The sequence below is a fragment of the Bacillus sp. FJAT-25509 genome (assembly GCF_001420605.1).
GTDB lineage: Bacteria > Bacillota > Bacilli > Bacillales > Bacillaceae_G > Gottfriedia.
The window spans coordinates 354,202-379,254 of sequence record NZ_LJIZ01000013.1 but is presented as its reverse complement, the minus strand read 5'-3'; the positions used below and the strand labels follow the sequence as shown (position 1 = coordinate 379,254).

The following is a 25,053-nucleotide window of genomic DNA, read 5'->3' as shown; positions in this document are numbered from 1 at the left end:
TAAGCAGCTAAAGAGAAATTGTTGTTTTTGCCAGTTATTGGCTTTTGCGTTTTAACGAGGCCGACCCCTCGACTCGCGACTTAAGCTCGAACTACCCCTGTCGAATCCGTAACGCCCCCATATAAAATGCTCACATAACTTATTCAGATATGTTCGCTATGAGTGACTTACGAAGCATAAAGCAAAGGCTTCATAATTTATAAAAACTGCACATCGTGCAATTTGTGTTGCTGATTAACTTACAAACTTATTATAGCATATCCAACTCAAGTTGCAATTAACAATTGTTTCTAAAAGAAAAACAGAATTCCAATGCTTCAACAATTATCCAATTAAATTCGTTGACGATCCCTGAATGCACGTTCTACTTCACGTTTTGCTTCTTTTTTCTTTAAATCATCACGTTTATCGTATTGTTTCTTACCTTTACCTAATCCAAGCAATAGCTTAGCATAGCCATTTTTCAAGTAAATTTTTAAAGGTACTAACGTATAACCTGTTTCCTTTGTATAACCAATTAACTTCACGATTTCTCTATTATGTAGTAGTAATTTTCTAGTTCGTAATGGTTCGTGATTATAACGATTTCCTTGTTCATATGGACTAATATGCATATTATGAAGCCATACTTCTCCGCCCTGAACACGTGCAAAGGAATCCTTTAGATTAGCTTTTCCAGCTCGTAATGATTTTATTTCAGTACCTTGTAAAACGATGCCAGTTTCATACGTTTCTTCAATAAAGTAATCATGATACGCTTTTTTATTTTGAGCAATTACTTTCCCTTCACCTTTTGGCATAAATAACACCTCTCTATCTTTACTTATTTTACCATAATTTATGTTTGTATACATAAAGCAGTGGACAAATTTATCCACTGCTTTTTACTTACTATCGTTTTTTATTACCTTTTGCTACTTTTTCGTAAAAAGGCTTGTTCTTTTTACTCTTGCTTTTGCTTTTCGTTGGATTAAAACGATCATCGCGTTTATTTCTCGATGATTTACCACCACGTCCGCTTTCTTTCTCTTCATTTCGAGGTGAACTATCGCCTCGTCTTCCACGAGAACGGCCACTGCGAGAGCTGTCTCCATTTTGATCTGAAGAACCTCTTCCGCGTCCACCTCTTCCTCTGCCGCCACCAGAGCCACCGCCAAGATTAACCGGCCCTCTACCGCCGCTTCTACGAGGTTTGTTCGATTTCATGCCAACAATTTCAAAATCGATTGCTCGTTCCTCTTTATTAACATTCACTACTCGAACAGAAACTTCATCACCGATTCTGAAAATTTTCCCTGTTCTTTCACCAATCATAGCGTACGTACGCTCGTCATAGTTATAGTAGTCATCTGATAAATCAGCAACTCGAACTAATCCTTCAATTGTATTTGGCAGTTCAATAAACATACCGAAATTTGTTACAGAGCTGATAATACCTTCATACTCTTCACCAATTTTATCAAGCATGTACTCTGCTTTTTTCAAATCATCGGTTTCTCTTTCTGCTTCAACTGAGCGACGCTCCATATTTGATGCATGCTCTGCGATTGCAGGTAATTTATCATCCCACTCACGTTTTGTCTCATTATCCATTTTTCCTTCGATTAAATATTTACGAATTAATCGATGAACAATTAAGTCCGGATATCGACGAATCGGTGATGTGAAATGAGTATAATATTCCGCTGCCAAGCCAAAATGGCCAAGATTATCAGCCTCATATTTCGCTTGTTTCATTGAACGAAGCATAACTGTTGAAATGACTGTCTCCTCTGGTTGCCCATGAACCATATCTAGAACTTGTTGCAACGCTCTCGGGTGAATTTCATTTCCAGCACCTTTTACTGTATAACCAAATGATGCAATAAATTCAAAGAATCGTTGTAACTTTTCTTCTTTTGGATCCTCATGAACACGATACATGAACGGTACATTTAACCAATGGAAATGCTCAGCAACTGTTTCATTCGCTACTAGCATAAATTCTTCAATTAGTTTTTCTGCAGTTGAACGCTCGCGTATGACGACATCAGTTGGATGACCATCTTCATCAACTAATACTTTCGATTCTTTAAAATCAAAATCGATTGCTCCACGAGTCATACGTCTATTACGTAAGATTTTCGCTAACTTAGCCATTTCCTCAAACATTGGGACTAACGGTTCGTAACGTTCACGTAATTCAGCATCTTGCTCATCTAATATTTTATTAACATCGCTATATGTCATTCGTTCAGTTGTTTTAATGATACTTTCAAAAATTTCATGCTTAACAACTTCACCTTTTTGGTCAATTTCCATTTCACATGAAAGTGTAAATCGATTTACTTTTGGATTTAATGAACAAATTCCATTAGACAAACGGTGCGGAATCATCGGTATAACTCGGTCAACTAAGTATATACTTGTTCCACGATCATGTGCTTCTTGATCAATCGGTGAGCTATCTGTCACATAGTAAGTAACGTCTGCAATATGTACTCCTAACTTGTAATGACCATTTTCAAGCGCTGTTACTGTAACGGCATCATCTAAGTCCTTTGCATCTGCTCCATCTATCGTTACAATTTGTTCACCACGAAGATCGCGACGAGTGCCAATAGCTGATTCATCAATCTCATCCGGTACTGCATTTGCTTGATCCATTACTTCCTTAGGGAATTCTTGAGGTAAATCAAACTTATGAATAACCGATAGAATATCAACACCAGGATCATTTTTATGTCCAAGTACTTGGACTACAATTCCTTCTGCACTTTTCCCATTCTCTGGAAATTGAGTAAGTTCTACAACAACTTTATGACCTTCTACAGCACCTTGAGAATTGCTCTTTGTAATAAAAATATCGCTTCCGAATCGTTTATCATCAGGAACTACGAAGCCAAAACTTTTCTGAGCCTGGTATGTACCTACCATTTTCGTTTGACCACGTTCAATAATTTTTACAATTGTCCCTTCTCTACGTGCATCACTTTTTTCTTTTGTAATACGAGCTAAAACGATGTCTCCATGTAAAGCACCATTTAAATCTGACGGCGAAATAAATACATCTTCTGCCCCTGCTTCTTCTGGAATGACAAACGCAAAGCCTTTAGCATGGCCAGTTAATTTACCTCTTACTAAATGAGATTGATCAGGTAAGCTGTATTTATTATTTCGAGAACGTACAATATAACCCTCATCTTCTAAAATAACGAGCGTTTTTACTACTTCTCGAAAGTCACTTGCTTCAGTCAGCTCCATAGCCTCTTCAATACCTTGAATATTTAAAGGCTTATAGTCTTCACTTTTCATCAATTCTAATAATTTTTCTTTCCATTGTTGATTCATAATTTTCCCTCCTTTTTTCTAACTCTTAAAGGATATTTAGTTTAAGTTTGTCCAGAAAGATTTCATTCTACCATTCCAATTCATTAAGAAATGCTAGTACATCTTCATGTAACATGTCTTTTTCCTGTCCAAGCGTAATAACATGTGTTGAATTTTCGTACCACTTTAATTTTTTCTGATCAGATTGCACTTCATTATAAATAATATTTGCGCTGTCAGTATTAATCATCTCGTCTACAGTAGATTGTACGACAAACGTTGGTGCATATACTGTATCAACATTTTCACGCACTTCTTTAATTAAACCTTGAAGAGCCTTTAATGTATTCATCGGAGTTTTTTTAAACTCTTCCATTTCTACTTCAATTTGTTCAGGAGATTTCCCTTCACGTTTTTTAAACTCTCTTGTGTAAGCTAAGACACCTTCATACATAATTTCTTCACTTTTTATATACATCGGCGAACACATTGTGACAATACCATTCAAAGGAACAGTATAACCTAGCTTTAGTGCAAATACTCCTCCTAAAGATAGACCTACCGCCGCAATTTTTTGATGTCCTTTATCCTTTAAAAACTGATAAGCTTCCATTACATCCTTCCACCAGTCTTCTGGTCCAGTATGAACAAGCTCATCTGGTGGTACACCATGTCCTTTATAGTGCGGTGCATGACAAGTATAACCTTGTTTTTCTAAAAAACGGCCAAGCATTCGTACATCCGCAGAATGTCCTGTAAATCCATGTAATAATAATACTGCTCGATCTCCACCTTCAAACGTAAATGGCTTCGGCATTGTTACTCTCATATATACTCACTCCAAAACTTTTCTATCCATTTTTCTTTCGTTACTTTTATATTATCTAAAATGATTTTGTTTATTTAAATTAATAATCGATATCTTCAATATAATTAATTGATAATAATATTTAACTAATTTTACGTAAAGAAATTGTTCTTTTATTTTACCTTTCAATTCAATAATTTACCAATAAACAGTTTTTTTAATTAACTAGTTATGATTTAATGAAAGGTGTGGTAATAATAATGTTGGTAATTTAACCAACAAAAGGAGGATACGTTATGTTTAATAATGTTGAAGAATTTATTACTGAATGGAAAATGGAAGAAGCAAACACAATCAAGTTACTAAATGCTATGACAGATGAGTCACTTGATCAATCAATTGGTGAAGATTTTAGCTCTTTAGGAGAATTAGCTTGGCATATAACTACAGCAATTAAAGCGATCATTTCACAATCAGGATTACAATTCGAAGCATCCATGAGCAAGGAAGAGATGCCAGCAACTGCGAAGGAAATTACTGAAAAATACGCAGAAGCAGGTAAAGCAATGGTTGAAGCAGCAGAAAAAGAATGGAAAGAAAAAGACTTAAATCAAATCATTAATGCTTTTGGATTCCTTGAAATGCCTATCCATGCATTACTACGTATGGCAATTTCACATCAAACGCATCACCGCGGCCAAATGACTGTATTAATGCGACAAGCAGGATTAGCTATTCCTGGAATGTACGGTCCAAGTAAAGAAGAATGGGCTGCAATGAAGGGATAATTTTTTGTGGCTAATTGTGGGACGACCTGGTTTTTAGGTTGTCTTTTTTATTACTCCAAATCGAACTACATAGTTTACAATTTTAGAAAAATAAAAAAGCCACCTTTTTGGTAGCTTGTTTTATTACAGTTTAAAATACGTTACAGCAATTGTTAGAATGAAGAATAAAACCGCTACAACAACTGTGATTCGTTGTAAAACTAATTCGAAACCACGAGCTTTTTGCTTGCCAAACAGTTGCTCAGCACCACCAGAGATCGCACCTGATAGGCCGTTACTTTTACTAGATTGAAGTAGAACTAAAACAATCATAAGTACTGAAACAATAATTAATAGTACAGATAAAAACGTATGCATTTCTTCACCTCCACAGTAAAATACTGTTACTTCCTATTCTACTATGAAGAATACTATACTTCAATATGAGAGTACAACACTTATTTAATGTTTTAAGATCGTTTCTTCAATCCAAGTTTTTACATCCTGATGTACTTCATCTTTATTTGTTTCATGAAGCATCTCATGGCGACCTTCTTCATATAATTTCAACTTTACATTTGAACATCCAATATCTTTATATAACCCATATACCTTCTTTACACCTTCACCATTTTGACCAACTGGATCTTTATCTCCTGAAAAAATATAAATTGGCAATGAAGTTGGTGTCTTCGTTACTTCCTCTTTACGATGTATAATTCCGATCCCTTTCAACAGTTCGCGATAATAGCTTGCAGAACAAATAAAACCACAATATGGATCTTTTATATAGCGATCAATCTCAGCTTCATCTCTTGTTAACCAATCATATTTTGTTTTAGGAAACTTAAAATGATTATTGAAGTTTCCAAAGGTTAAAAAGTCTAAAACCTTACTTCTCTTACTAGCTCCAATTAAAAATGCTTCTGCGCTTGAAATAAAAACTCCTAATTTTCTTAGTATTCCTGGATCGCATCCAGTTCCAGAAATAATTAGCCCATCGTATAGTCCCCCATTTAATTGAACAACTCGTCTGCTCAAATAAGATCCCATACTATGCCCAAATAGAATTAAAGGAATATCTTTCAGTTCTTTTCTGATCATCTTACTTATAAAAATGATATCATTAGCAACTTCATCCCAACCGATTTCTTCACCAAAAAAACCTAAATCATCCTCAATAGCCGCTGTTTTTCCATGACCTCTTTGATCATGAACAAAGACTGCAAACTGATTATGAACTAAATATTCAATAAATTTTTCATAAGCTCCACCATGCTCTGCCATTCCATGTACAATTTGAATCACAGCAATTGGTTCAGCAGGAATATATTTTCGCAAATAGATTTTTGTTCGATCCTTCGCCGAAATTAATCCTTCCCAATTATTCATTTTTATGCCCCTTCATCTCATATGTTGTAAAAGATACTAATAAGAAAAAACAAGTGAAATAGATTATTTCTAATCGTATGTAATTAAATGTAAATTCATCACCTAATAGTCTCCAAAAAACAATTACTATTGTAACAATAACAATCATAAATGGAAGTAAATATGTTTTTATAGTATACCAAAGAAAATCTTTTAAGTATGCGAAAAATTTCATAATTATCCTCCCAACTAATTGCCATTCTTATCCATAATTCAATACTAATCCATATTTCCTAATTCTATAGTTTAATTTTTAACAATTTATCATCAATTTGGTGAACTTTTTATGTCAAAGTTAAGCTCATATTTAGGATTTTAAACTAAGCATGTTTTGTATTGAAGTTTGAATTGAGATAAATACAGAATGAATGGGGGATTCGAAATGAAAAGAGGCATTCAAACATTTTTAAGCATTTTCTTTGCTATTCTAATGCTTGTCTTATTCGTCATATTTTTCATAAAAGACGATTCTTATCGCTATCCAATCGCACTAGGTGGCCTCGTTTGTGCACTCGTGCCACTCATATTAGATAAATTTTTTAAAATTCGATTTGCATTTTCGTTTATTCTCTCTTATTTTGCTTTTTTAATAGGGTCCCTATGTCTTGGTTCAATGCTTAGATTTTATAGCTTAGGCTGGTGGGATACGTTTTTACATTTTCTAAGTGGAACACTAGTCGCATTTTTAGCAATTGATTTATTGGGAAAATTGACAACGAAACAGTCTCAAAGCGCAATGTCAGCTGGATTCATTTTTCTATTTGTATTTGCATTCGGAGTATTTTGTGGAGCCTTATGGGAAATTTGGGAATTCAGTAGCGACCAATTTTTTGGAACTAATACCCAAGGCGGTGGTAATTTTGATACGATGACAGATATAATCGCAGACTCAATTGGAGCACTCATTATCGCAATTGGGTTTGCTAGAAGGTCGAGAAAAAATAAGTAGATAGTTTCATTTCATTAAAGAACAGACATAAACTTCATAAAAAGGCCCACAAGATTATTAAATGCTTGTGGGTCTTTATAATATCCTATTCCCTGCTTTTTCTGTCCTTTAAAATGATTTGAATCCTAATCCTACTCTTAATTAGTTACTATTTGGGTCTGTATTATCAAGATAAGTTGAACACTCAGTCTGTGATTACTCTTCATCATCCCACACATTATAAGCCAAATTAAACAATTCACTTTGACTATTATATTTCTCATTTCCAGTACTTTTTACATACTGATATACCCCATTTTCATCTTGCTCACGTGCTTTTGCAGTATCGAAGAGCATCATAAGTAAGATACTCATAATTCGCTTTTTTAGATGATCAGCGAAAATTGGAAAAAAGATTTCAACTCGTTTTTCCATATTACGTGTCATTAAATCAGCAGATGATAAAAAGATTTTCTGCTCCCCATTATGATAAAAATAATAGATTCGACTATGCTCTAAAAATCGCCCAACGATACTAATGACACGAATATTTTCACTCACACCTTTTATTTGAGGACGCAAGCAGCAAGTTCCGCGAACAATTAAGTCAATCTTTACCCCAGCTTTAGATGCTTCATATAGCTTCATAATAATTTGCTTATCAGTTAAAGAATTCATTTTGGCGATGATTCTTCCATTTCCATATTGTTTATGAAAAGCAATTTCCTCATCAATCATTCGAATAAAATCATGACGAATACTATACGGAGCGACAGATAAATGCCTAAAGTCAGGCTTTTCCATAAACCCACTTAAGAAGTTAAAAAAATTTGTAGCATCTACTCCGATTTGTCGATTAGCAGTCATTAGTCCCATATCTGTATAAATTTTTGCTGTTGCATCATTATAGTTGCCAGTGCCCAAGTGGACAAATCGTTCAATTCTTCCATTCTTTTTACGAACAACGAGTGTGATTTTACTATGTGTTTTTAAATGAGTCATTCCATAAATAACATGGCAGCCCTCTTTTTCTAATTCCTTTGCCCAATGTACATTGTTTTCTTCGTCAAAACGAGCTTTTAACTCTACAAGAACAGTTACTTGTTTACCATTTTCTGCTGCACGCTTTAACGCCTCAATTATAGGAGAATCACCACTTACTCGATACAAAGTTTGTTTAATCGCTAAGACGTCAGGATCATTTGCTGCATCTAATACAAAATCTAATACCGGCTCAAATGATTCGTACGGATGATGAAGCAATATATCTTGTTCCAATATTTTTTCAAATATATCCTCATCAGTTTCAAGATCTTGTGGTGGCTGTGGGATTAATGTTTCATATACTAAATGCTCTTTATATTGTTCTAATTCCTTATAAAAACTAAATAAAAAGGTTAAATCTAGTGGACCATCAAGCTTATATACATCCTTACCGTGTACATCAAGCTCATCTAATAAATAGTTTAAAATGTAATCACTCGCGCCAGACTGTCCAATTTCAAGTCGAACCGCCGAACCCCATTTTCGTTTTTTTAACTCTATTTCTATTTCACGAAGTAAGTCCCTCGCACCTTCTTCATGAATCGTCAAATCAGCATTTCTTGTAATTCTAAACTGCGCTACTTCTCGTACGATAAAACCTCGGAACAAAAGATGTATATAAGCAGTAATAGCATCTTCCAATAAAATATAACAATGCTTTTCATCAAGTGTAGGTATTGATATAAATCTTTTTAACAAAGAAGGGACTTGTACAATTGCAAATTTATTGCGCTTTTCTTCCTCCCCTGTCATATCTTCTAAATAAACTGCCAAATTTAAGCTTTTATTTAATAGCATTGGAAATGGTCTATACGCATCGATTGCCATTGGTGTTAATACGGGAAGTACTTGCTCTTCAAAGTAATTTTCTAAATAATCTTTTTGACGATCACTAAGCTCATGATATTTTACTAGATGAACATTCTCCTCTTTTAATTTTGGAATTAATGTTTCTGTAAATGTTTTATATTGTAAATTTACAAGTTCATGACCAACTGTTGAAATTTGTGAAAGTTGCTGTTTTGGTGTTAAACCAGCCTTATTTTCTGGCTTATTAAAACCTGCTTTTACTTGATCCTTTAGGCCAGCAAAACGTACCATAAAAAACTCATCTAAATTCGAACTAAATATTGCCAAAAATTTCAAACGTTCAAGCAAAGGATTATGTACGTCTAAGGCCTCTTCTAAAACACGTTCATTAAAAGCAAGCCAACTTAATTCTCGATTATTATAATATTGTGGATCTGCTAACTCTATTTTTCTACCACTATACTCTTTTGTCGCTATCATCATTTACACCCTTTTTGAACATATTCTAGAAATACGATCTCTTTATTTTTTAATTAATATCTACTCCATAATCCTACAATAATAAAATTTACCCATTATTAACGCCATGTTAATAAATTGTAAATATATGAAAAAATTGTTAATTAATGACAATTTTTAATTAAAATAAAAAAGCACAATCTGATTACTCAGATTTGTGCTTTTCAAAATGGATATATGTTGTTTTATTAAATAGTTTTTCTAATTGCTTTATCTGTTTTTCAGATTCAATTTCTTCAACTGTTGAATCGTCTATACATTTAAGTTGTACGATCAAGTCATCATTGTTTAATTTAAATTCAATATTCTTTACTACTTCTCTTTTCGATGCGTTTAGACTATTAGCAAACTTTAAAAGGATCCCTAAAAAGCGTAGTTTCTTAAGCTCATCCGCTGTAAACCACTCAAGAAACGGTTTAACATATTGCTTAAAGCTATTTTTATTTTTATATGAAGCCATTAAGGCAATTTTTATGCGATCATTATGGCTTAATCCTTCAATTGTACGATTAGATAATAAATAGAAAGTATGCTGACTACTTGATTCTTCGTCTATGTATTGTCCAAGATTATAGACCCGAGTTGCTAGATTTATGTCTAATATATCTCCATACTTTATTTGATATAAATTGTATAAATTTATTTGCTCTACTAATTGGTTTACTAAAACCTTAATATGATTTACGTGATTTATATTTACATCATAATCTTTCTCTAAATCACTAAAACTTTTGTCTAATACATCAGGAAGTAACTTTTCTCCGTTTAATATACACTCTTCCATAAAGATACCATCTCTCAGGCCTTTATTACTGAAAATAAAGCTCTTTGCATTAACAATTGAATAAAGCTCTTTAAAGACCTCAATTGCAGGAAGAATGATATCAGCACGATCTTTTGATAGACCTTCCGTTCTTAAAATATGGTCAAACTCTAATGATGAAAGATGTTTTTTTATGAAGTTTATCTCTTCAAAATTCATCTCATATTGATGTATACCTGTAATCGGGTAATTAACCAAACTTTGATGGATTTGTACTACATTTCGAGCACTTCCCCCAACTGCGACAATCGGAACTTGCTTTTCTCTAAGCCAATCTAAAGATTCAAATTGCTTTTGTATAAATTGAGTAAGTTGCTTCATTTCTTCAGCAGTTGGAATATTGCTTGATATAAAATCCTGCTTTAAAGATAATGCTCCAAATGGAAAACTATGAAAATGGATCATTTCACGATTCTTAAAATAAGTTACCTCTGTGCTACCTCCACCAATATCAATTGTAACTCCCTCTTGTATTGGAGTAGAATTTACAACGGCAAGAAATCCATAAAACGCTTCATCATAACCCGATAAAATTTGTAATGTAAAATCAGTTTTTTCGGCCACTAGTTGAATCAATTCGTCTCGATTAATGGACTGTCTAATCGTTGCAGTCGCTACACATTTAACTTCACTAATTTTATGATGACGAGTGATTTCCTGAAACATCAGAAGTGTTTTAAGTAATATATTCTTTCCTTCAGTATTCAAAACTTCTTGATCATTTAAATATTTACGTAAACGAGCTACCGTTTTAATATTCTCAATTTCTTTTATACGCCCGCTTTTACTTTTTTCATATATAACAAGTCTGATTGTATTTGAACCTATATCAATGATGCCGTATTTCTCTTTCAAACTTCTCATCCTTTATTTAAATATTTAGTAAAATTTCTAGTTCCTCCATTATATCAATAGATAGGCAATAAATAATCCTTTCTTGTTGAATAGGTACTTTTGTCATACTATCAAATAAATTATCTATTCGACTAATTTACCAAGACTCTTTAATATTCAATTTTATTTTAAATTCACACTTGGATTTCAATGGTTATATACTCCTCGAAAGTCACAATAAAAAACCCGATTACTCTTAACGAATAATCAGGCTTTAATTAATAGTTTTCTGATTTTGCCTCAACTATGACATTCTTCATAATCTTGAACATTGGTACCATAATGATGATTCCAATAACAAATAATAATGCTGAAACTTGATAAATAGAGACTAAAGAAAAATGCTCCTTTAAAATCCCTGCCAAGCTCATTGTAATGACCATAGCCCCCATAAATAATGGTGTTAATATACCGTTTACCCTACCTACAAACTTTTCATCAGTATTTTTTAAGATGATTGTATTAATACCAATATGCAATGCAGGCATAAATAATCCGATAAAGAATTCAGCAACTAACGTTAGCCAGAACATCTCAGACCAACCTATTACAAATATTCCAATCGCATTGACCGCCATACCGATTAATAATAAAACATGCGGTGCCAACTTATTAGATATTACCATTATTAGGCCACCACCTATAATCATAGCGGCTCCATTTGCAGCAAATATCCATTGTAAATATTCCTTATCCAATCCTAGTCGCTCAGTTACTAAAAAAATCGCTAATGGATGTATAAGGCCTATACCTAATCCTGCTGCTGCAAATACTCCACCTAAATAAATGAGAATTTTACGAGACCAAACGTATTGGAATCCTGACTTCATCTCTTCCATTAATGATGTTGTATGTTCTGCCTTTTCTTCTTCTTGATCTTTAGGTAACCTTGTTAATACTAGAGCTGACATAAGAAAAGCAATACCTACAATTGCCATCGAGACATGCATTCCAGCTTGTTGAAATACGAACGTACCTAATACTGGGCCTAAAATCATAAAGACTGCCATCATTGTTTGAAATATAGACATACCTGCTTGCATTTGCTCACCTGGTACATGAACTTTAAATAATTTCATATTGGAAGGCTGAGAAAACTGGGACAAGATTGCTGAAACTAATGTAGCAAAAAACACAAACTTCCATGTTCCATATAATAGTGCTAACAAAATAACAAATATCGATACAGCACTTAAAAGATCGCACCAAATCATTGTACGCTTTGGTTTCCAGCGATCGGCAAAAGTTCCACCGATAAAAGAAAATATAAAAATCGGCGCAAATTCAGCAACTGAAATCAGTGATACGGCAGTTGCATCACCATTTGTCTTTTCCACAACAAATAATAATATTGCAAAATTACGAATCCAAATACCAACTTGAATAAACAAACCTGCTGAAAGAATCGTCTGGATAAAAGGATTTTTTAACAAAGAAGCCATTGAAGGATTTGAAGCTGTTGGAGTAGATGTAGACATTTTTTCCCCTCTCTTATTTTTAATTCATTCCGAATTAATCTCAATCAAACACAAGAACTAATGTTCGCGTATTCTTATTTTAACATTAGGATTCTTTAATAATCAATCCTAATTATTACAAATACAAAAATTATCTAACGGATCAATTAAATAGATGATGACACCACTTACATTAAATTTAAACTCATTGAAGAAAGAAAGGAAATTAATATCTGACCAGCAGCCTTACTCATTTTGTATGTATCAATTATTAGTAACCTAATAGATTTCACAGAAACAATTTATTCAACTCATTAATATTGACTTTTTATTGTTACAATTATATTATTACCTCTTTTATACTAAAACTTATCTTCTAACATGCTTTCACCTCTTTTTCTCACCACTCCATAATTTAATAATTTATTTCCTAATTAGACTTTACTTCGATACATTTTCTTAATCTTTTCATACTTGTTTCTAGATAATTAGTAATTAATTTAAGCAATGTACTACTCATTTATCTAGCTTTATTTTGATAGATTTGTGAACGCTTTTTATTGAGGTTTAAATCTTAATAATAATGACCACTTATATTATTAAACATCTTACTAATAAGGGAGGTTATATTTTTTATGAACAACAATAGAAAAAAAGTTTCTCAGTATTTGGAGAATATAGAAGAAAAAAAAAGATTCATAGTTGAAAAGTTTCTCGAAGATAATAAAAACTTTCTATTATTTGTATCATATCTAGAACATCCAGATATAGAAAAACAAAGAATTATAGATTCTTCTTTTAAAAAGTTTTTATTTGAATTTAGAAAGAAAAGTTACTTTAAAAGTCTAATACGCTATAAATCTATAGATTTCGATAAGCGAATAAATAAATTGAATAACAGAAATATATTATCAATAGATAAACCTATAAAACTGGACGTAATAAGTATAAAGAACAATATTATCGTTAATGAAAATCCTAATATCTATAGTAGCTTGGATTCTTTTGAACAAATAGAAAACGATGTCTTAAGAAGTGCAATAAAAACTTTAACACCAAAGCAGCAACAAATTATTAAATTAATATATTTTCATCATTTATCACAAACTGAAGCTGCTAGGATGACAAACTCTTCTCCCCAAAATATCAATAGAATTCATAAAAAAGCTATTGAACAAATTAAGTCTAAATTTAATTCATAAATGTTTGGAGTTGTGCTTTAATGCCTAGTCACGAGGATTTTCAAACTTTATTAGACGATCTCAAATTTTATATTAACAGCCATGTTAGGAAAGTAACTTATGCCAATCAAGAAGATTTAGCGCAGGAAATTAAAATATTAATCTACGAGAAATTTTTAAATATCAATAATATTATCTCTGAACCACCTGGTTTTTTTGAGTTTATAAACGAGCAAAAAATTGACAATGAAAAATAATATAAAGGAGAAAAAGATGCCTGAGATAATACCTAATATTACATTTGTGATTTTCCAATAGTAGTACTTATTTAACTATTATATTGGTTTAAAAAAAGTAGAATTACTAGCACATTTAAAGCAATTAAAGGTAATTATAAACAAAAAGAATTAAGGAGTTAAATTAAATGAAAACTACTAAAACCTCCGAGTTTAGAACTCTATACAAAAAGTTTCAACCAATTTTTTTAAGTTATAACGATATTCAAGACCTATATCATGTATATACAAAGCAACCTCACAATACTAGAGATATAGTAGAAGATTTTGAATCTTTTGGGGAAGAAAGAATCTTACAGATATTATCTGAAACACTCGGAGCAAAATGTAACTTTACAATGTTTCAAGAAATAAATTTATTTAATATTGATGGTATAAAATCAATTTTTTACCATACTCTGAAAGATATAAAAATATATGAGATTTTAAATTTGTTAAAGAAAAAAGGAAAACTAAAATATGTTTTATATGTTTATAATCTTGATTTAAAAAATGGTAATAAGACCGAATTCGAACAAACTATACAAATAGCATATATCTGGTAAGGGTAAGGTATTCATACTAAAAATTTTAGATCCTTATTTAATTAATAAGGTTTTTTTGTTTGTTTACTTTAAAATTAACCTGACTTAAGAAACCCTCAACTATATCTACAACTTCATTATGCGTATTTTTAAATGAACCCAAATCTAGAAACTCTTTTATCTTTCCTCCTGCGGTTACAATCTTTACTAAAATTTTATCTTTTCCATAAATCATTATCGTTGTAACTAATTTACAACCTAAATTAATAGAAAACTTTTCAAGTATAAAAATAACCCCGTCGCTTAGTGCAACTTTTTCGATAATGTTAAAATTTTTAGCTCGAATGCATTCTTCCACATTCTTAAAATTAATATCTTTAAAACAATTAATACTCATAAACTCTTTCTCATATTTCCTCATTATAATACCTCCTATTTATTGTAATTTATATTATTATTTTACTTGATTTTACTAAAGTAATTTAACATCAAAAGTTACAAAAAAATGTCATTGATGTTAATCAATGACATTTTTTACTATTAGATGAATTGTGCAGTTTGTTTTGTTGTATAGCTCCATGCATTACCAGATGCAGAACCTGTAAATGTCTTATAAACCGCAGTTTTTATTCTTAAGTATTTATAGGTTCCACTTTTAAGCTTTGACATATTAGAAGTATATTTTGCATTATCAAGCGCCTTTTTAACACCATCTGCTACCCCTAATAATGTTATTGCAATACCTGCTACTGCATAGATAGCTGCTGCAAAAAATACTCCTATTATCGTTACTACTATACCTGCCCCACCGAGACTTATAGCAGTTACAATATCTTTATAGCCTCCTGAATTTTTTCGAATAAATTCATCATTTAATTGTTTATATGTCTTATCAACATTACTTAAGTTTTTAACAAAAAAAATTTCTCCAGGAACTGGCATTCGAATCTCTCCTATTAATTTAATTTTTTAAAACAAAACATCAAAACCGGTATTTGTGTTTGTATATATAAGTGAAAGATTCAAGGATTTTTTCAACCTATGTGCAATAAATTAAAAAAATTTAAAATTAATCAATAAAAAAAAGAGAAGGTGACGATCCTTCTCTTTTTAACGTGTCTATAATGGATTATGTTTTTTTTGTTAATGCACTTAGTTTTGATTCAATTATTTTCTTAAGTTGTAGAAAGATTTTAATCCTTGGTATACCGCGCTTTCGCCTAACTCGTCTTGAATACGTAATAATTGGTTGTATTTAGCGATACGGTCTGTACGAGAAGCAGAACCTGTTTTAATTTGACCAGCATTTGTAGCAACAGCGATATCAGCGATTGTGCTATCTTCAGTTTCACCAGAACGGTGAGAAACTACTGCTGTGTAACCAGCACGTTTAGCCATTTCGATTGCATCGAAAGTTTCAGTTAATGTACCGATTTGGTTAACTTTGATAAGGATTGAGTTTGCGATACCTTTTTCAATACCTTCAGCTAACTTTTTAGTGTTTGTAACGAATAAATCGTCACCTACTAATTGTACTCGGCTACCTAAACGTTCAGTTAATAATTTGTGACCATCCCAGTCGTTTTCATCTAAACCATCTTCAATTGAAAGGATTGGGAAATCATTGCAAAGTTGCTCGTAGAAATCAACCATTTCAGCTGAAGATACACCAGTGCGTCCTTCACCTGCAAGATCGTATTTACCAGTCTCTTTGTTAAAGAATTCAGAAGAAGCAACGTCCATTCCTAAGAATACTTGCTCTCCAGCTTTATAACCAGATTTATCAATTGCTTCCATGATTACTTCTAAAGCTTCACGGTTTGAACCAAGGTTTGGAGCGAATCCACCTTCGTCACCTACAGCTGTGTTTAAACCTTTATCATGTAATACTGCTTTAAGGTTGTGGAAAATTTCAGTACCCATACGAATTGCTTCTTTAAAGCTTTCAGCACCTACAGGTAAGATCATGAATTCTTGGAAGTCTACGTTATTATCAGCGTGAGAACCACCGTTGATGATGTTCATCATTGGAACTGGTAATTGTTTCGCGTTAAATCCACCAAGGTATTGGTATAATGGTAAACCTAATTCATCAGCTGCTGCACGAGCTACTGCCATAGATACACCTAGGATTGCGTTAGCACCTAATTTACCTTTGTTTTCAGTACCGTCTACTTCAATCATACGACGGTCAATTGAAACTTGATCAGTTACTTCGTATCCAACGATTTCTTCAGCTAAAATATCATTAACGTTAGATACAGCTTTCTCAACACCTTTACCAAGGTAACGAGATTTGTCTCCATCACGTAATTCAACAGCTTCGTATTCACCAGTTGAAGCACCACTTGGTACTAATGCACGGCCAAAGCCGCCATCTTCTGTATAAACTTCTACTTCTACAGTAGGGTTACCACGAGAATCTAATACTTCGCGAGCATAAACATCAATAATCATTGACATAATAAAATCTCTCCTTTTAGTTGCGTTATACGCTTAATTAAAAACTTTTTTATATTAACTGTTCACTTATTTAATAAGTGATTTACCAGTCATTTCTTTTGGTTGTTCTACTTTTAATAAATCAAGAACTGTTGGAGCTAAATCACCTAAAATACCATCTTCACGTAACGTAACACCTTCTTCAGTTACAATAACTGGTACAGGGTTAGTCGTATGAGCTGTCATAGGTTCACCCTCAGGTGTAATTTCTTCATCAGCATTTCCATGGTCAGCAGTAATGATCGCTTTTCCGCCTTTTGCTAGAATTGCATCAACTACTTCTCCTAAACATTCATCAACTGCTTCAATTGCTTTAATTGTCGGCTCAAGTTTTCCTGAATGTCCTACCATATCTGGATTTGCAAAGTTCAAGATGATTACATCATGCTTGTCTGCAGCAATCTCTTTAAGTAATGCATCTTTAACTTCATAAGCACTCATTTCAGGTTGCAGGTCGTATGTTGCAACTTTTGGCGAGTTAATCAAAATACGTTCTTCACCTGGGAACTCTGCTTCACGGCCTCCACTAAAGAAAAATGTAACATGTGGATATTTTTCCGTTTCAGCAATTCGTAATTGATTTAACTTATTTTGAGCAAGTACTTCACCTAATGTGTTATCCAAGTTAGTTGGTTTAAATGCAACATAACCTTGTACTGTTTCACTAAAGTGTGTTAAGCAAACGAAATGAAGATTTTTCGGGAACTTACTTCCACGATCAAAGTCACGGAAATCATCGTTTGTAAATACATTTGAAATTTGTATTGCACGGTCAGGTCGGAAGTTGTAGAAGATAATTGAATCTTCATCACTTATTGTTGCAACTGGAGTTCCATCTTCTTTTACCATTACAGAAGGTAAAACGAATTCATCATGGATACCATTCGCATACGAGTCTTCAATTAATTCATACGGACTTGTATAAGTTGGTCCTTCTCCATATACCATTGCACAATAGCATTTTTCTACGCGATCCCAACGTTTGTCACGGTCCATGGAATAATAACGGCCAGAAATTGTTGCAAATTCTCCGACACCATATTCTTTAAATTTTGCTTCTGTTTGATCGATATATTTTTTAGCTGTAGTTGGACCAACATCTCGTCCATCAAGGAAAGCATGTAAATATACCTTTTTCATACCTTCTTCAGCAGCTAATTTTAATAAAGCAAACATGTGATTAATATGGCTGTGAATACCACCATCAGACAGTAAACCAAAAATATGTAATGCTTTATCTTTTTCTTTTGCACTTTTAATTGCATCGATGAATGTATCATTTTTTTCGAATTCGCCTTCACGAATAGCCTTATTTACACGCGTTAAGCTTTGATAAACAATTCGGCCCGCTCCAATATTCAAATGACCAACTTCAGAATTACCCATTTGTCCTTCAGGTAGCCCTACTGCTTCACCGCTAGCAGTTAATTGCGCATGAGGATATTTATTCCAATATCTATCATAATTTGGTTTCTTCGCTTGTGCAACAGCATTTCCAAATGTTTCATCGCGCAAACCAAATCCATCAAGGATAATTAACGCTACTGGTTGTTTACTCATTACTTAACAGCCTCCAATAATGCAAGGAAAGAAGCTGGTTCTAAACTTGCTCCACCTACTAACGCACCGTCAATATCAGGTTGAGCCATATATTCTTTAATATTTTCAGGTTTTACACTGCCACCATATTGAACACGTACAGATTCTGCAACAGTTTCATCATAAAGACTTGCTACAACATCACGAACAAATTTACATGAATCTTGTGCATCTTTTTCTGTAGCAGATTTTCCTGTTCCAATTGCCCAAATCGGTTCATATGCAATTACTAAATTCTTTACTTGCTCATCTGTAAGACCTGCAAGATCAACTGTTAATTGAGTACGAATAACTTCCTCAAATTTACCGCCTTCACGTTCTTCAAGCGTTTCACCACAGCAAAGTATTGGCGTAAGACCGTGTTCGAAAGCTTTTTTTGTTTTACTATTAATAAACTCATCTGTTTCGCCATAATATTCACGACGCTCAGAATGTCCGATAATCGCATAAGTTACGCCTAAATCTTTAAGTGCTACTGGGCTAATTTCTCCAGTATAAGCACCACTATCTTGATCACTTACATTTTGAGAACCAATTTTTAATTCAGTTCCTTTTGTACCGTATAACATAGGTGCAATAAATAATGCAGGAGCACAAACTGCTGAATCTACTTTATCAGATGATGGAATGCTATTTTTTACTTCTTCAACAAATGTCATCGCTTCGTTAAGCGTCTTATTCATTTTCCAGTTACCTGCGATAATTGGTTTACGCATGAGAAACACCTTCCTACAATTGGTAAGACATAACATCTTACTCTATTTCAATTACTAAATATTGTAAAGCTTTAAGACTTATTTATCGTTTAATACCGCAACTCCAGGAAGCTCTTTACCTTCCATAAATTCTAATGAAGCACCACCACCAGTAGAAATGTGGCTCATTTTATCTGCTAAACCGAATTTTTCAGCAGCAGCAGCTGAGTCTCCACCACCGATAATTGAGTACGCATCAGAATCTGCTAATGCTTGTGCTACTCCTTTAGTACCTTGAGCAAATTTATCGATTTCAAATACACCCATAGGTCCATTCCAAATGACTAATTTAGAGCTATTAATGACATCTGCATAAAGAGCAGTTGTTTTTGGTCCAATATCAAGAGCTTGCCAATCCGCTGGAATACCATCAATATCAACCTGTTGTGTATTAGCATCTTCACCGAATTTGTCAGCAATAATTGCATCAATTGGCATATAAAATTTAACGCCTTTAGCTTCGGCTTTTTGCATAAATTCATTTGCTAAATCAATTTTATCTTCTTCTAAAAGAGATTGACCGATTTCATAGCCTTTAGCTTTTAAGAATGTATAAGCTAGACCTCCACCAATAATTAAGTTATCTACTTTTTCTAATAAGTTTTCAATTACACTAATTTTATCTCGAACTTTCGCTCCACCGATAATAGCTGTAAATGGGCGCTCTGGATTAGAAAGTGCTTTACCTAAAACGCTTATTTCTTTTTCCATTAAGAATCCAGCTACCGCAGGAATAAATTTAGCAATACCAGCAGTTGTAGCATGTGCACGGTGTGCAGCACCAAAAGCATCATTTACATATACATCAGCTAAAGAAGCAAATTCTTTTGCTAGAGCTTCATCATTTTTCTCTTCGCCTGGGTAGAAACGAACGTTTTCTAATAATAAAACATCGCCTTCATTCATTTTGCTAATTGCTTCTTGAACTTTAGGTCCGTATGCTTCATCAGTTTTAATAACGTTTTTACCTAATTTTTCGCTTAAACGTGTAGCAACTGCATTTAAACGCATGTCTTCATTTACTTGTCCTTTTGGACGTCCTAAGTGAGATGCTAAAATAACTTTTGCTCCGTTTTCTATTAAATACTGAATCGTAGGAAGAGCAGCACGAATACGAGTATCATCAGTTACTTCTCCGTTTGCCATCGGTACGTTAAAATCTACACGGCAAAAAACGCGTTTCCCTTTTACATCAATGTCATGTAATGACTTTTTGTTCATAGTAGGTGCCTCCAGTACTGTTTTTATTCATCCATTCAATTTCACTGGTCGATCCGTCTCATACAAAGTCGTATCTATTCTGTGATATTGTCACCGCAATTTTAACAGATTATGTACATCAATTGGAATTTATTTCTAGAGTATTTTTTTATATTGTGTTGGATTAGTGACAAAAGAGGATTTTTATCAAACAAAAGAGGGGAGGAAATTCCCCTCACCCTCATATTAATTTTTATTAAAAATTATAGACCTTTTGAAGCGATGTGAGCTACTAAGTCAACTACACGAGTTGAGTAACCAGTTTCATTATCGTACCAAGAAAGGATTTTAACCATGTTGCCTTCCATAGTCATTGTAGATAATGCATCGATTGTAGAAGAGTTTGTGCAACCGTTATAGTCGATTGATACTAATGGCTCTTCAGAATATCCTAAGATACCTTTTAATTCACCTTCAGAAGCAGCTTTAAATGCAGCATTTACTTCTTCAGCAGTTACTTCAGCGTTTAATTCTACTACTAAGTCAACTAAAGATACGTTAGCAGTTGGTACACGTACAGCACCACCGTTTAATTTACCTTTTAATTGAGGTAATACTAATGAAACTGCTTTAGCAGCACCAGTAGTTGTTGGAATCATGCTCATTGCAGCAGCACGTGCACGACGTAAATCTTTGTGTGGTAAATCTAGAATTTGTTGGTCATTTGTGTATGAGTGAACAGTTGTCATCATACCACGTTTGATACCGAATTTTTCGTCTAATACTTTAGCAAATGGAGCTAAACAGTTAGTTGTACAAGAAGCATTAGAAATTACATTGTGGCTAGCTGCATCGTATTTGTCATCATTTACACCCATTACGATCGTGATATCTTCATTAGAAGCTGGTGCAGAGATGATTACTTTTTTAACTGATCCACCTAAGTGTTTTTCAGCGTCTTTTTTATCTGTGAAACGACCAGTAGATTCTACTACAACTTCTACTCCATAATCGCTCCAAGGTAAAACTGCTGGGTCACGCTCAGCAATTACTTTAATTTCGCTTCCGTTAACAACGATTGAATCGCCATTTACTGCTACATCAGCGTTTACTGAACCGTGTACTGAATCATATTTTAATAAGTGAGCTAAAGTTTTAGCATCTGTTAAGTCATTGATTGCTACAACCTCTACGTTTGGGTTGTTTAAAGCTGCGCGGAAAACCATACGTCCGATACGTCCAAATCCATTAATACCAATTTTAGTTGCCATTTTTAATTTCCTCCTTTTAATAGGTAGAATCTCTTTTTATTTTAAAGGGAACATCCTTTAATTAACTCTTTTGCTGCTCCTTCGTCTGTGACGAGGATGTTTACATGACCTTTCTTTAAGAAAGAAGCCATTGCTTTAGCTTTAGAAGATCCTCCAGATACTGCAAGTACATATGGTATATTCTCCAATTCATTCAGTTGTAAACCAATTGTTCTTACTCTGTAAACAACTTCACCATTCTCATTAAAGTAATATCCAAATGCCTCTCCTACAGCTCTAGATTCAGTTAAGATTTCTAACTGTTCTGATGAAGACTGTCTTCGCTTAGCCATCGTAAATGCATCTCCAATGCCGTGTACAACAATTGAAGAAGATCGAATTAAATTTAGAACCTCTTTTACTCTTGGTTCTTCCATCATAGTGAGATAAGCTTCTTCACTAAGTTCATCTGGTAAATGTAGTAAACGGTAATTACCTTTTGCCATTTCAGCCATTTTTGCACAAATTGTATTTGCTTGATTTCTTACTTCTTCGCCTAAGCCGCCTCGCGCTGGCACAAATAAGGTATTTAATTCTTTAGAGTCATCATTCATCATTTCAGCTACGGCAGCTAGAGTGGAACCACCAGTAACAGCAACAATATTATTTGTTTCTAGCCTTTGGTTTATACAACCTACAGCCGCTCGACCCATCTCCTTTTTTACCCAGTCCAGCTCGTCACTATCGCCTGAAACAACAATCACTTCCTTAAGATTAAATGTTTCCTTAAGCAAGTCTTCGATATTTTTCAGACCGAATAGTTCACGCATTGGTTCTTCTAGGTCTAGAAGTAAGCTTAGTCCTTCATCCGTTAATGTCATGCCCGAAGATGCAACATTAATCAGTCTTTGCTCTTTTAATAAAGCAACTTCTGATCTAAGTACTCTTTCTGTTAAACCTACACTTGCAGACAAATTTCTACGACCGATTGGCTGCATAATTCGTATATATTGTAGGATTTGAAATCTTTTTTGGATAACGGGTATTAGATCAGGTAATAATTTTTGTTGTAGCTTTAAAACTTGGTTCATTTTCATCTCCTCTTTCACAGAGTATTCACTCGGGTCTAAATGTGTCCCACTATGACATATTATGTCCCACTTGTTATAAAAAAATTACAGCGTTTTTCAACGTTGTTTTTTTGAACAAGATTTACTCCAGAAGTGAAATAACCCTGCTACATTTACATTGTAACAGGGTCAATCATTTCTTTCAACTGATAACTACCCATTTATTGCATTTAATATGTCAATTTTATGAATTCTACCGTATGCAACAGTTTCCCCATTCATTTGAATGACTGGAATTATTAGTTGATATTCCTCTAATAATGCATCATCAGAATAAATATCAATTTCATTTACTTCGATTTCATAATCTGATTGGAGCAAATGAATTGCCTCTTTTGCCTCTTCACACAATCCACATTTCTCTTTTGTAAATAAAGTTAACTTAATCGACATCTAATTCTCCTTTTTAACTAAAGCGCTTTCGTTTTGATGAACCAGGAATTCTAAGTATGTCTCTATATTTAGCTACAGTTCTTCTAGAGATTTCCACTCCATGTTTTTCAGCTAATAATTCAACTAGCTTTTGATCTGAAAATGGTTTTTCTTTGTTTTCTTCATCAACTAGCTGCTTAATGAAAACCTGTACACTCGTTGATGCAAGCTCCTCACCATCTACACTTACACCTTGATGGAAGAATTTCTTCATTTCAAACAAACCAAACGGTGTCTGGACATATTTGTTTTTACAAGTACGGCTTATTGTTGACTCGTGTAATGAAAGTTCTTCCGCTATCTCTTTTAAAGTAAGAGTTTTTAAATTTGCAGGACCTTTTTCAAAAAAAGCAATTTGCTTTCGAAGAATACAATTCATTACTGATAACATCGTTGATTTTCGTTCTTCCAAACTTTTCATTAACCAGTTAACTTGAGTATTTTTATCCTTTAAATAAACTGATACTTCTTTCTCATGTTGACCATTTAAAATTGAAGAATATTCATTAAGTACTTTTAAACGTGGCATAATTTTATCATTAATAAGTACAACAAATTCTCCGCCTATTTTTTCGACTGTTAAATCAGGTGCTACATAATTTACCTGGTCTTGGAAATAATTTAAACCTGGTCTTGGCTGAAGGGTTAAAATTAAGTCAATTTCCCTTTGTAAATCAGGCAAGCTAATCTTAAGTTTCTTCGCTATTTCTTTCCAGTTTTTATTAACAAATAGATCAAAATAATCTTTAATGACCTGTTTTGCAATAGTTGTGTCAACTTCAAGGCCATTTAGTTGAATCAATAAGCACTCTTTAACAGATCTTGCTCCAACTCCTGAGGGTTCAAAACGTTGAAGTATTTCAATGCAGATTTGTAACTGAACGAGAGAAATATTTAAATCATGTATAAGCTCTTCATCTGATTCCATCAAAAATCCATTTTTATCTAGGTTATAAATCAAATATTTAATAATTTTATATTCCTCATTATCAATTTTCAACTCATTTAACTGACTAACAAGTTCTTCTTGTAAAGTTTCTGTTCTTCGAGTATATAACTCCATTCCTTGTCCGTTGGAAGTAGTTTGTTGTTTGATTTTTGAAGAAGTGTAATCGTTATAAGGAGTTTCGACTTCAATTAAGGGATTTTCTAATGATTGCTCAAATAAAAAATCAGTAAGTTCTTGGGCATTAAATTGAAGCATTGTAATGGCTTGTCGTAGTTCCTGAGTCATTGCAAGTTTCAATGATTGTTTTTGCATTAAATTCATTTCCATACTACTTCACTCCCTTATTACTATTTTACTCGATATTTAACTTTTTCATAGTACTTGACGAATTGTTATACTAATTTAAATATAGTGAAAACGTTTACTTTTTCCTGTATAGTAAAAG

Annotated in this window: 24 protein-coding genes and 1 other RNA gene; 5 read left to right on the top strand and 20 right to left on the bottom strand. The window is 33.2% G+C overall.

Features of this window, described 5'->3' with window-relative positions:
- From ssrA to AN960_RS09140, 4 genes are all read right to left on the bottom strand, one after another.
- Positions 1–119, bottom strand: a transfer-messenger RNA (tmRNA) gene (gene ssrA, locus AN960_RS23975); the annotation flags it as partial.
- Between the two features lie 213 nt (positions 120–332).
- Complete coding sequence (gene smpB / locus AN960_RS09150) at positions 333–800, bottom strand: SsrA-binding protein SmpB (protein ID WP_056469927.1); 468 nt, start codon at positions 798–800, stop codon at positions 333–335.
- 91 nt (positions 801–891) lie between these two features.
- Entirely contained in the window at positions 892–3,330 is a 2,439-nt protein-coding gene (gene rnr, locus AN960_RS09145) for a ribonuclease R (RefSeq protein WP_082459447.1), read from the bottom strand.
- A gap of 67 nt (positions 3,331–3,397) precedes the next feature.
- On the bottom strand, positions 3,398–4,138 hold the full coding sequence (locus AN960_RS09140; RefSeq protein WP_056469924.1) for an alpha/beta hydrolase: 741 nt from the start codon (positions 4,136–4,138) through the stop codon (positions 3,398–3,400).
- 275 nt (positions 4,139–4,413) lie between these two features.
- On the opposite strand from AN960_RS09140, the gene AN960_RS09135 reads away from it, so the two are divergent.
- A complete protein-coding gene (locus tag AN960_RS09135; protein WP_056469921.1) occupies positions 4,414–4,905 on the top strand; it encodes a DinB family protein in 492 nt (163 codons plus the stop codon).
- A 123-nt stretch (positions 4,906–5,028) separates the two neighbouring features.
- Here the strand turns inward: AN960_RS09135 and secG are convergent, their stop codons facing one another.
- From secG to AN960_RS09120, 3 genes are all read right to left on the bottom strand, one after another.
- Positions 5,029–5,262 carry a preprotein translocase subunit SecG gene (gene secG / locus AN960_RS09130; RefSeq protein WP_025569105.1) on the bottom strand — a complete coding sequence of 78 codons (234 nt, stop codon included), beginning with the start codon at positions 5,260–5,262 and terminating at the stop codon, positions 5,029–5,031.
- Positions 5,263–5,346: 84 nt separating this feature from the next.
- The gene (locus AN960_RS09125) at positions 5,347–6,276 is read right to left on the bottom strand and encodes an alpha/beta fold hydrolase (protein WP_056469918.1); all 930 of its coding nucleotides are present in this window, start codon (positions 6,274–6,276) and stop codon (positions 5,347–5,349) included.
- Positions 6,269–6,490: a hypothetical protein gene (locus tag AN960_RS09120; protein WP_056469914.1), complete on the bottom strand. Its 222-nt coding sequence runs from the start codon at positions 6,488–6,490 to the stop codon at positions 6,269–6,271. The genes AN960_RS09125 and AN960_RS09120 overlap by 8 nt, the downstream gene beginning before the upstream one ends.
- Positions 6,491–6,697: 207 nt before the next feature.
- Between AN960_RS09120 and AN960_RS09115 the strand changes: the two genes are divergently transcribed.
- The gene (locus tag AN960_RS09115) at positions 6,698–7,264 is read left to right on the top strand and encodes a DUF2238 domain-containing protein (protein ID WP_056469911.1); all 567 of its coding nucleotides are present in this window, start codon (positions 6,698–6,700) and stop codon (positions 7,262–7,264) included.
- Positions 7,265–7,459: 195 nt separating this feature from the next.
- Here AN960_RS09115 and AN960_RS09110 read toward each other — a convergent pair whose 3' ends face one another.
- The 3 genes from AN960_RS09110 to AN960_RS09100 all read right to left on the bottom strand — a co-directional run bounded on the left by AN960_RS09110 (position 7,460) and on the right by AN960_RS09100 (position 12,811).
- The gene (locus tag AN960_RS09110) at positions 7,460–9,577 is read right to left on the bottom strand and encodes an RNA degradosome polyphosphate kinase (protein ID WP_156339648.1); all 2,118 of its coding nucleotides are present in this window, start codon (positions 9,575–9,577) and stop codon (positions 7,460–7,462) included.
- 184 nt (positions 9,578–9,761) lie between these two features.
- On the bottom strand, positions 9,762–11,294 hold the full coding sequence (locus tag AN960_RS09105; RefSeq protein ID WP_502692533.1) for a Ppx/GppA phosphatase family protein: 1,533 nt from the start codon (positions 11,292–11,294) through the stop codon (positions 9,762–9,764).
- 257 nt (positions 11,295–11,551) lie between these two features.
- Positions 11,552–12,811, bottom strand: a complete 1,260-nt coding sequence (locus tag AN960_RS09100; protein WP_056469900.1) for an MFS transporter — start codon at positions 12,809–12,811, stop codon at positions 11,552–11,554.
- A 614-nt stretch (positions 12,812–13,425) separates the two neighbouring features.
- Between AN960_RS09100 and AN960_RS09095 the strand changes: the two genes are divergently transcribed.
- The 3 genes from AN960_RS09095 to AN960_RS09085 all read left to right on the top strand — a co-directional run bounded on the left by AN960_RS09095 (position 13,426) and on the right by AN960_RS09085 (position 14,812).
- Complete coding sequence (locus AN960_RS09095) at positions 13,426–13,992, top strand: sigma-70 family RNA polymerase sigma factor (RefSeq protein ID WP_056469897.1); 567 nt, start codon at positions 13,426–13,428, stop codon at positions 13,990–13,992.
- Between the two features lie 20 nt (positions 13,993–14,012).
- Positions 14,013–14,228 carry a hypothetical protein gene (locus AN960_RS09090; RefSeq protein ID WP_056469894.1) on the top strand — a complete coding sequence of 72 codons (216 nt, stop codon included), beginning with the start codon at positions 14,013–14,015 and terminating at the stop codon, positions 14,226–14,228.
- A 167-nt stretch (positions 14,229–14,395) separates the two neighbouring features.
- Positions 14,396–14,812, top strand: a complete 417-nt coding sequence (locus tag AN960_RS09085) for a hypothetical protein (protein WP_056469892.1) — start codon at positions 14,396–14,398, stop codon at positions 14,810–14,812.
- Between the two features lie 37 nt (positions 14,813–14,849).
- Here AN960_RS09085 and AN960_RS09080 read toward each other — a convergent pair whose 3' ends face one another.
- From AN960_RS09080 to rpoN, 10 genes are all read right to left on the bottom strand, one after another.
- Positions 14,850–15,212 (bottom strand): hypothetical protein, encoded by a 363-nt coding sequence (locus AN960_RS09080; protein WP_056469890.1) that lies wholly within the window; start codon positions 15,210–15,212, stop codon positions 14,850–14,852.
- Between the two features lie 119 nt (positions 15,213–15,331).
- A complete protein-coding gene (locus tag AN960_RS09075) occupies positions 15,332–15,733 on the bottom strand; it encodes a hypothetical protein (protein ID WP_056469887.1) in 402 nt (133 codons plus the stop codon).
- 225 nt (positions 15,734–15,958) lie between these two features.
- On the bottom strand, positions 15,959–17,254 hold the full coding sequence (gene eno, locus AN960_RS09070) for a phosphopyruvate hydratase (protein WP_056469884.1): 1,296 nt from the start codon (positions 17,252–17,254) through the stop codon (positions 15,959–15,961).
- Positions 17,255–17,320: 66 nt separating this feature from the next.
- A complete protein-coding gene (gene gpmI / locus AN960_RS09065; RefSeq protein WP_056469881.1) occupies positions 17,321–18,853 on the bottom strand; it encodes a 2,3-bisphosphoglycerate-independent phosphoglycerate mutase in 1,533 nt (510 codons plus the stop codon).
- Positions 18,853–19,608, bottom strand: a complete 756-nt coding sequence (gene tpiA, locus AN960_RS09060) for a triose-phosphate isomerase (protein ID WP_056469880.1) — start codon at positions 19,606–19,608, stop codon at positions 18,853–18,855. Before tpiA ends, gpmI begins: the two co-directional genes overlap by 1 nt.
- 78 nt (positions 19,609–19,686) lie before the next feature.
- The gene (locus AN960_RS09055; protein WP_056469877.1) at positions 19,687–20,868 is read right to left on the bottom strand and encodes a phosphoglycerate kinase; all 1,182 of its coding nucleotides are present in this window, start codon (positions 20,866–20,868) and stop codon (positions 19,687–19,689) included.
- Between the two features lie 242 nt (positions 20,869–21,110).
- Complete coding sequence (gene gap, locus AN960_RS09050) at positions 21,111–22,118, bottom strand: type I glyceraldehyde-3-phosphate dehydrogenase (protein ID WP_056469875.1); 1,008 nt, start codon at positions 22,116–22,118, stop codon at positions 21,111–21,113.
- Between the two features lie 41 nt (positions 22,119–22,159).
- A complete protein-coding gene (locus tag AN960_RS09045; RefSeq protein WP_056469873.1) occupies positions 22,160–23,188 on the bottom strand; it encodes a sugar-binding transcriptional regulator in 1,029 nt (342 codons plus the stop codon).
- A 192-nt stretch (positions 23,189–23,380) separates the two neighbouring features.
- Positions 23,381–23,620, bottom strand: coding sequence for a glutaredoxin family protein (locus AN960_RS09040; protein ID WP_429898851.1), 240 nt, complete (start codon positions 23,618–23,620; stop codon positions 23,381–23,383).
- Between the two features lie 13 nt (positions 23,621–23,633).
- Positions 23,634–24,935 carry an RNA polymerase factor sigma-54 gene (gene rpoN, locus AN960_RS09035; protein ID WP_056469872.1) on the bottom strand — a complete coding sequence of 434 codons (1,302 nt, stop codon included), beginning with the start codon at positions 24,933–24,935 and terminating at the stop codon, positions 23,634–23,636.
- Positions 24,936–25,053: the final 118 nt, after the last annotated feature.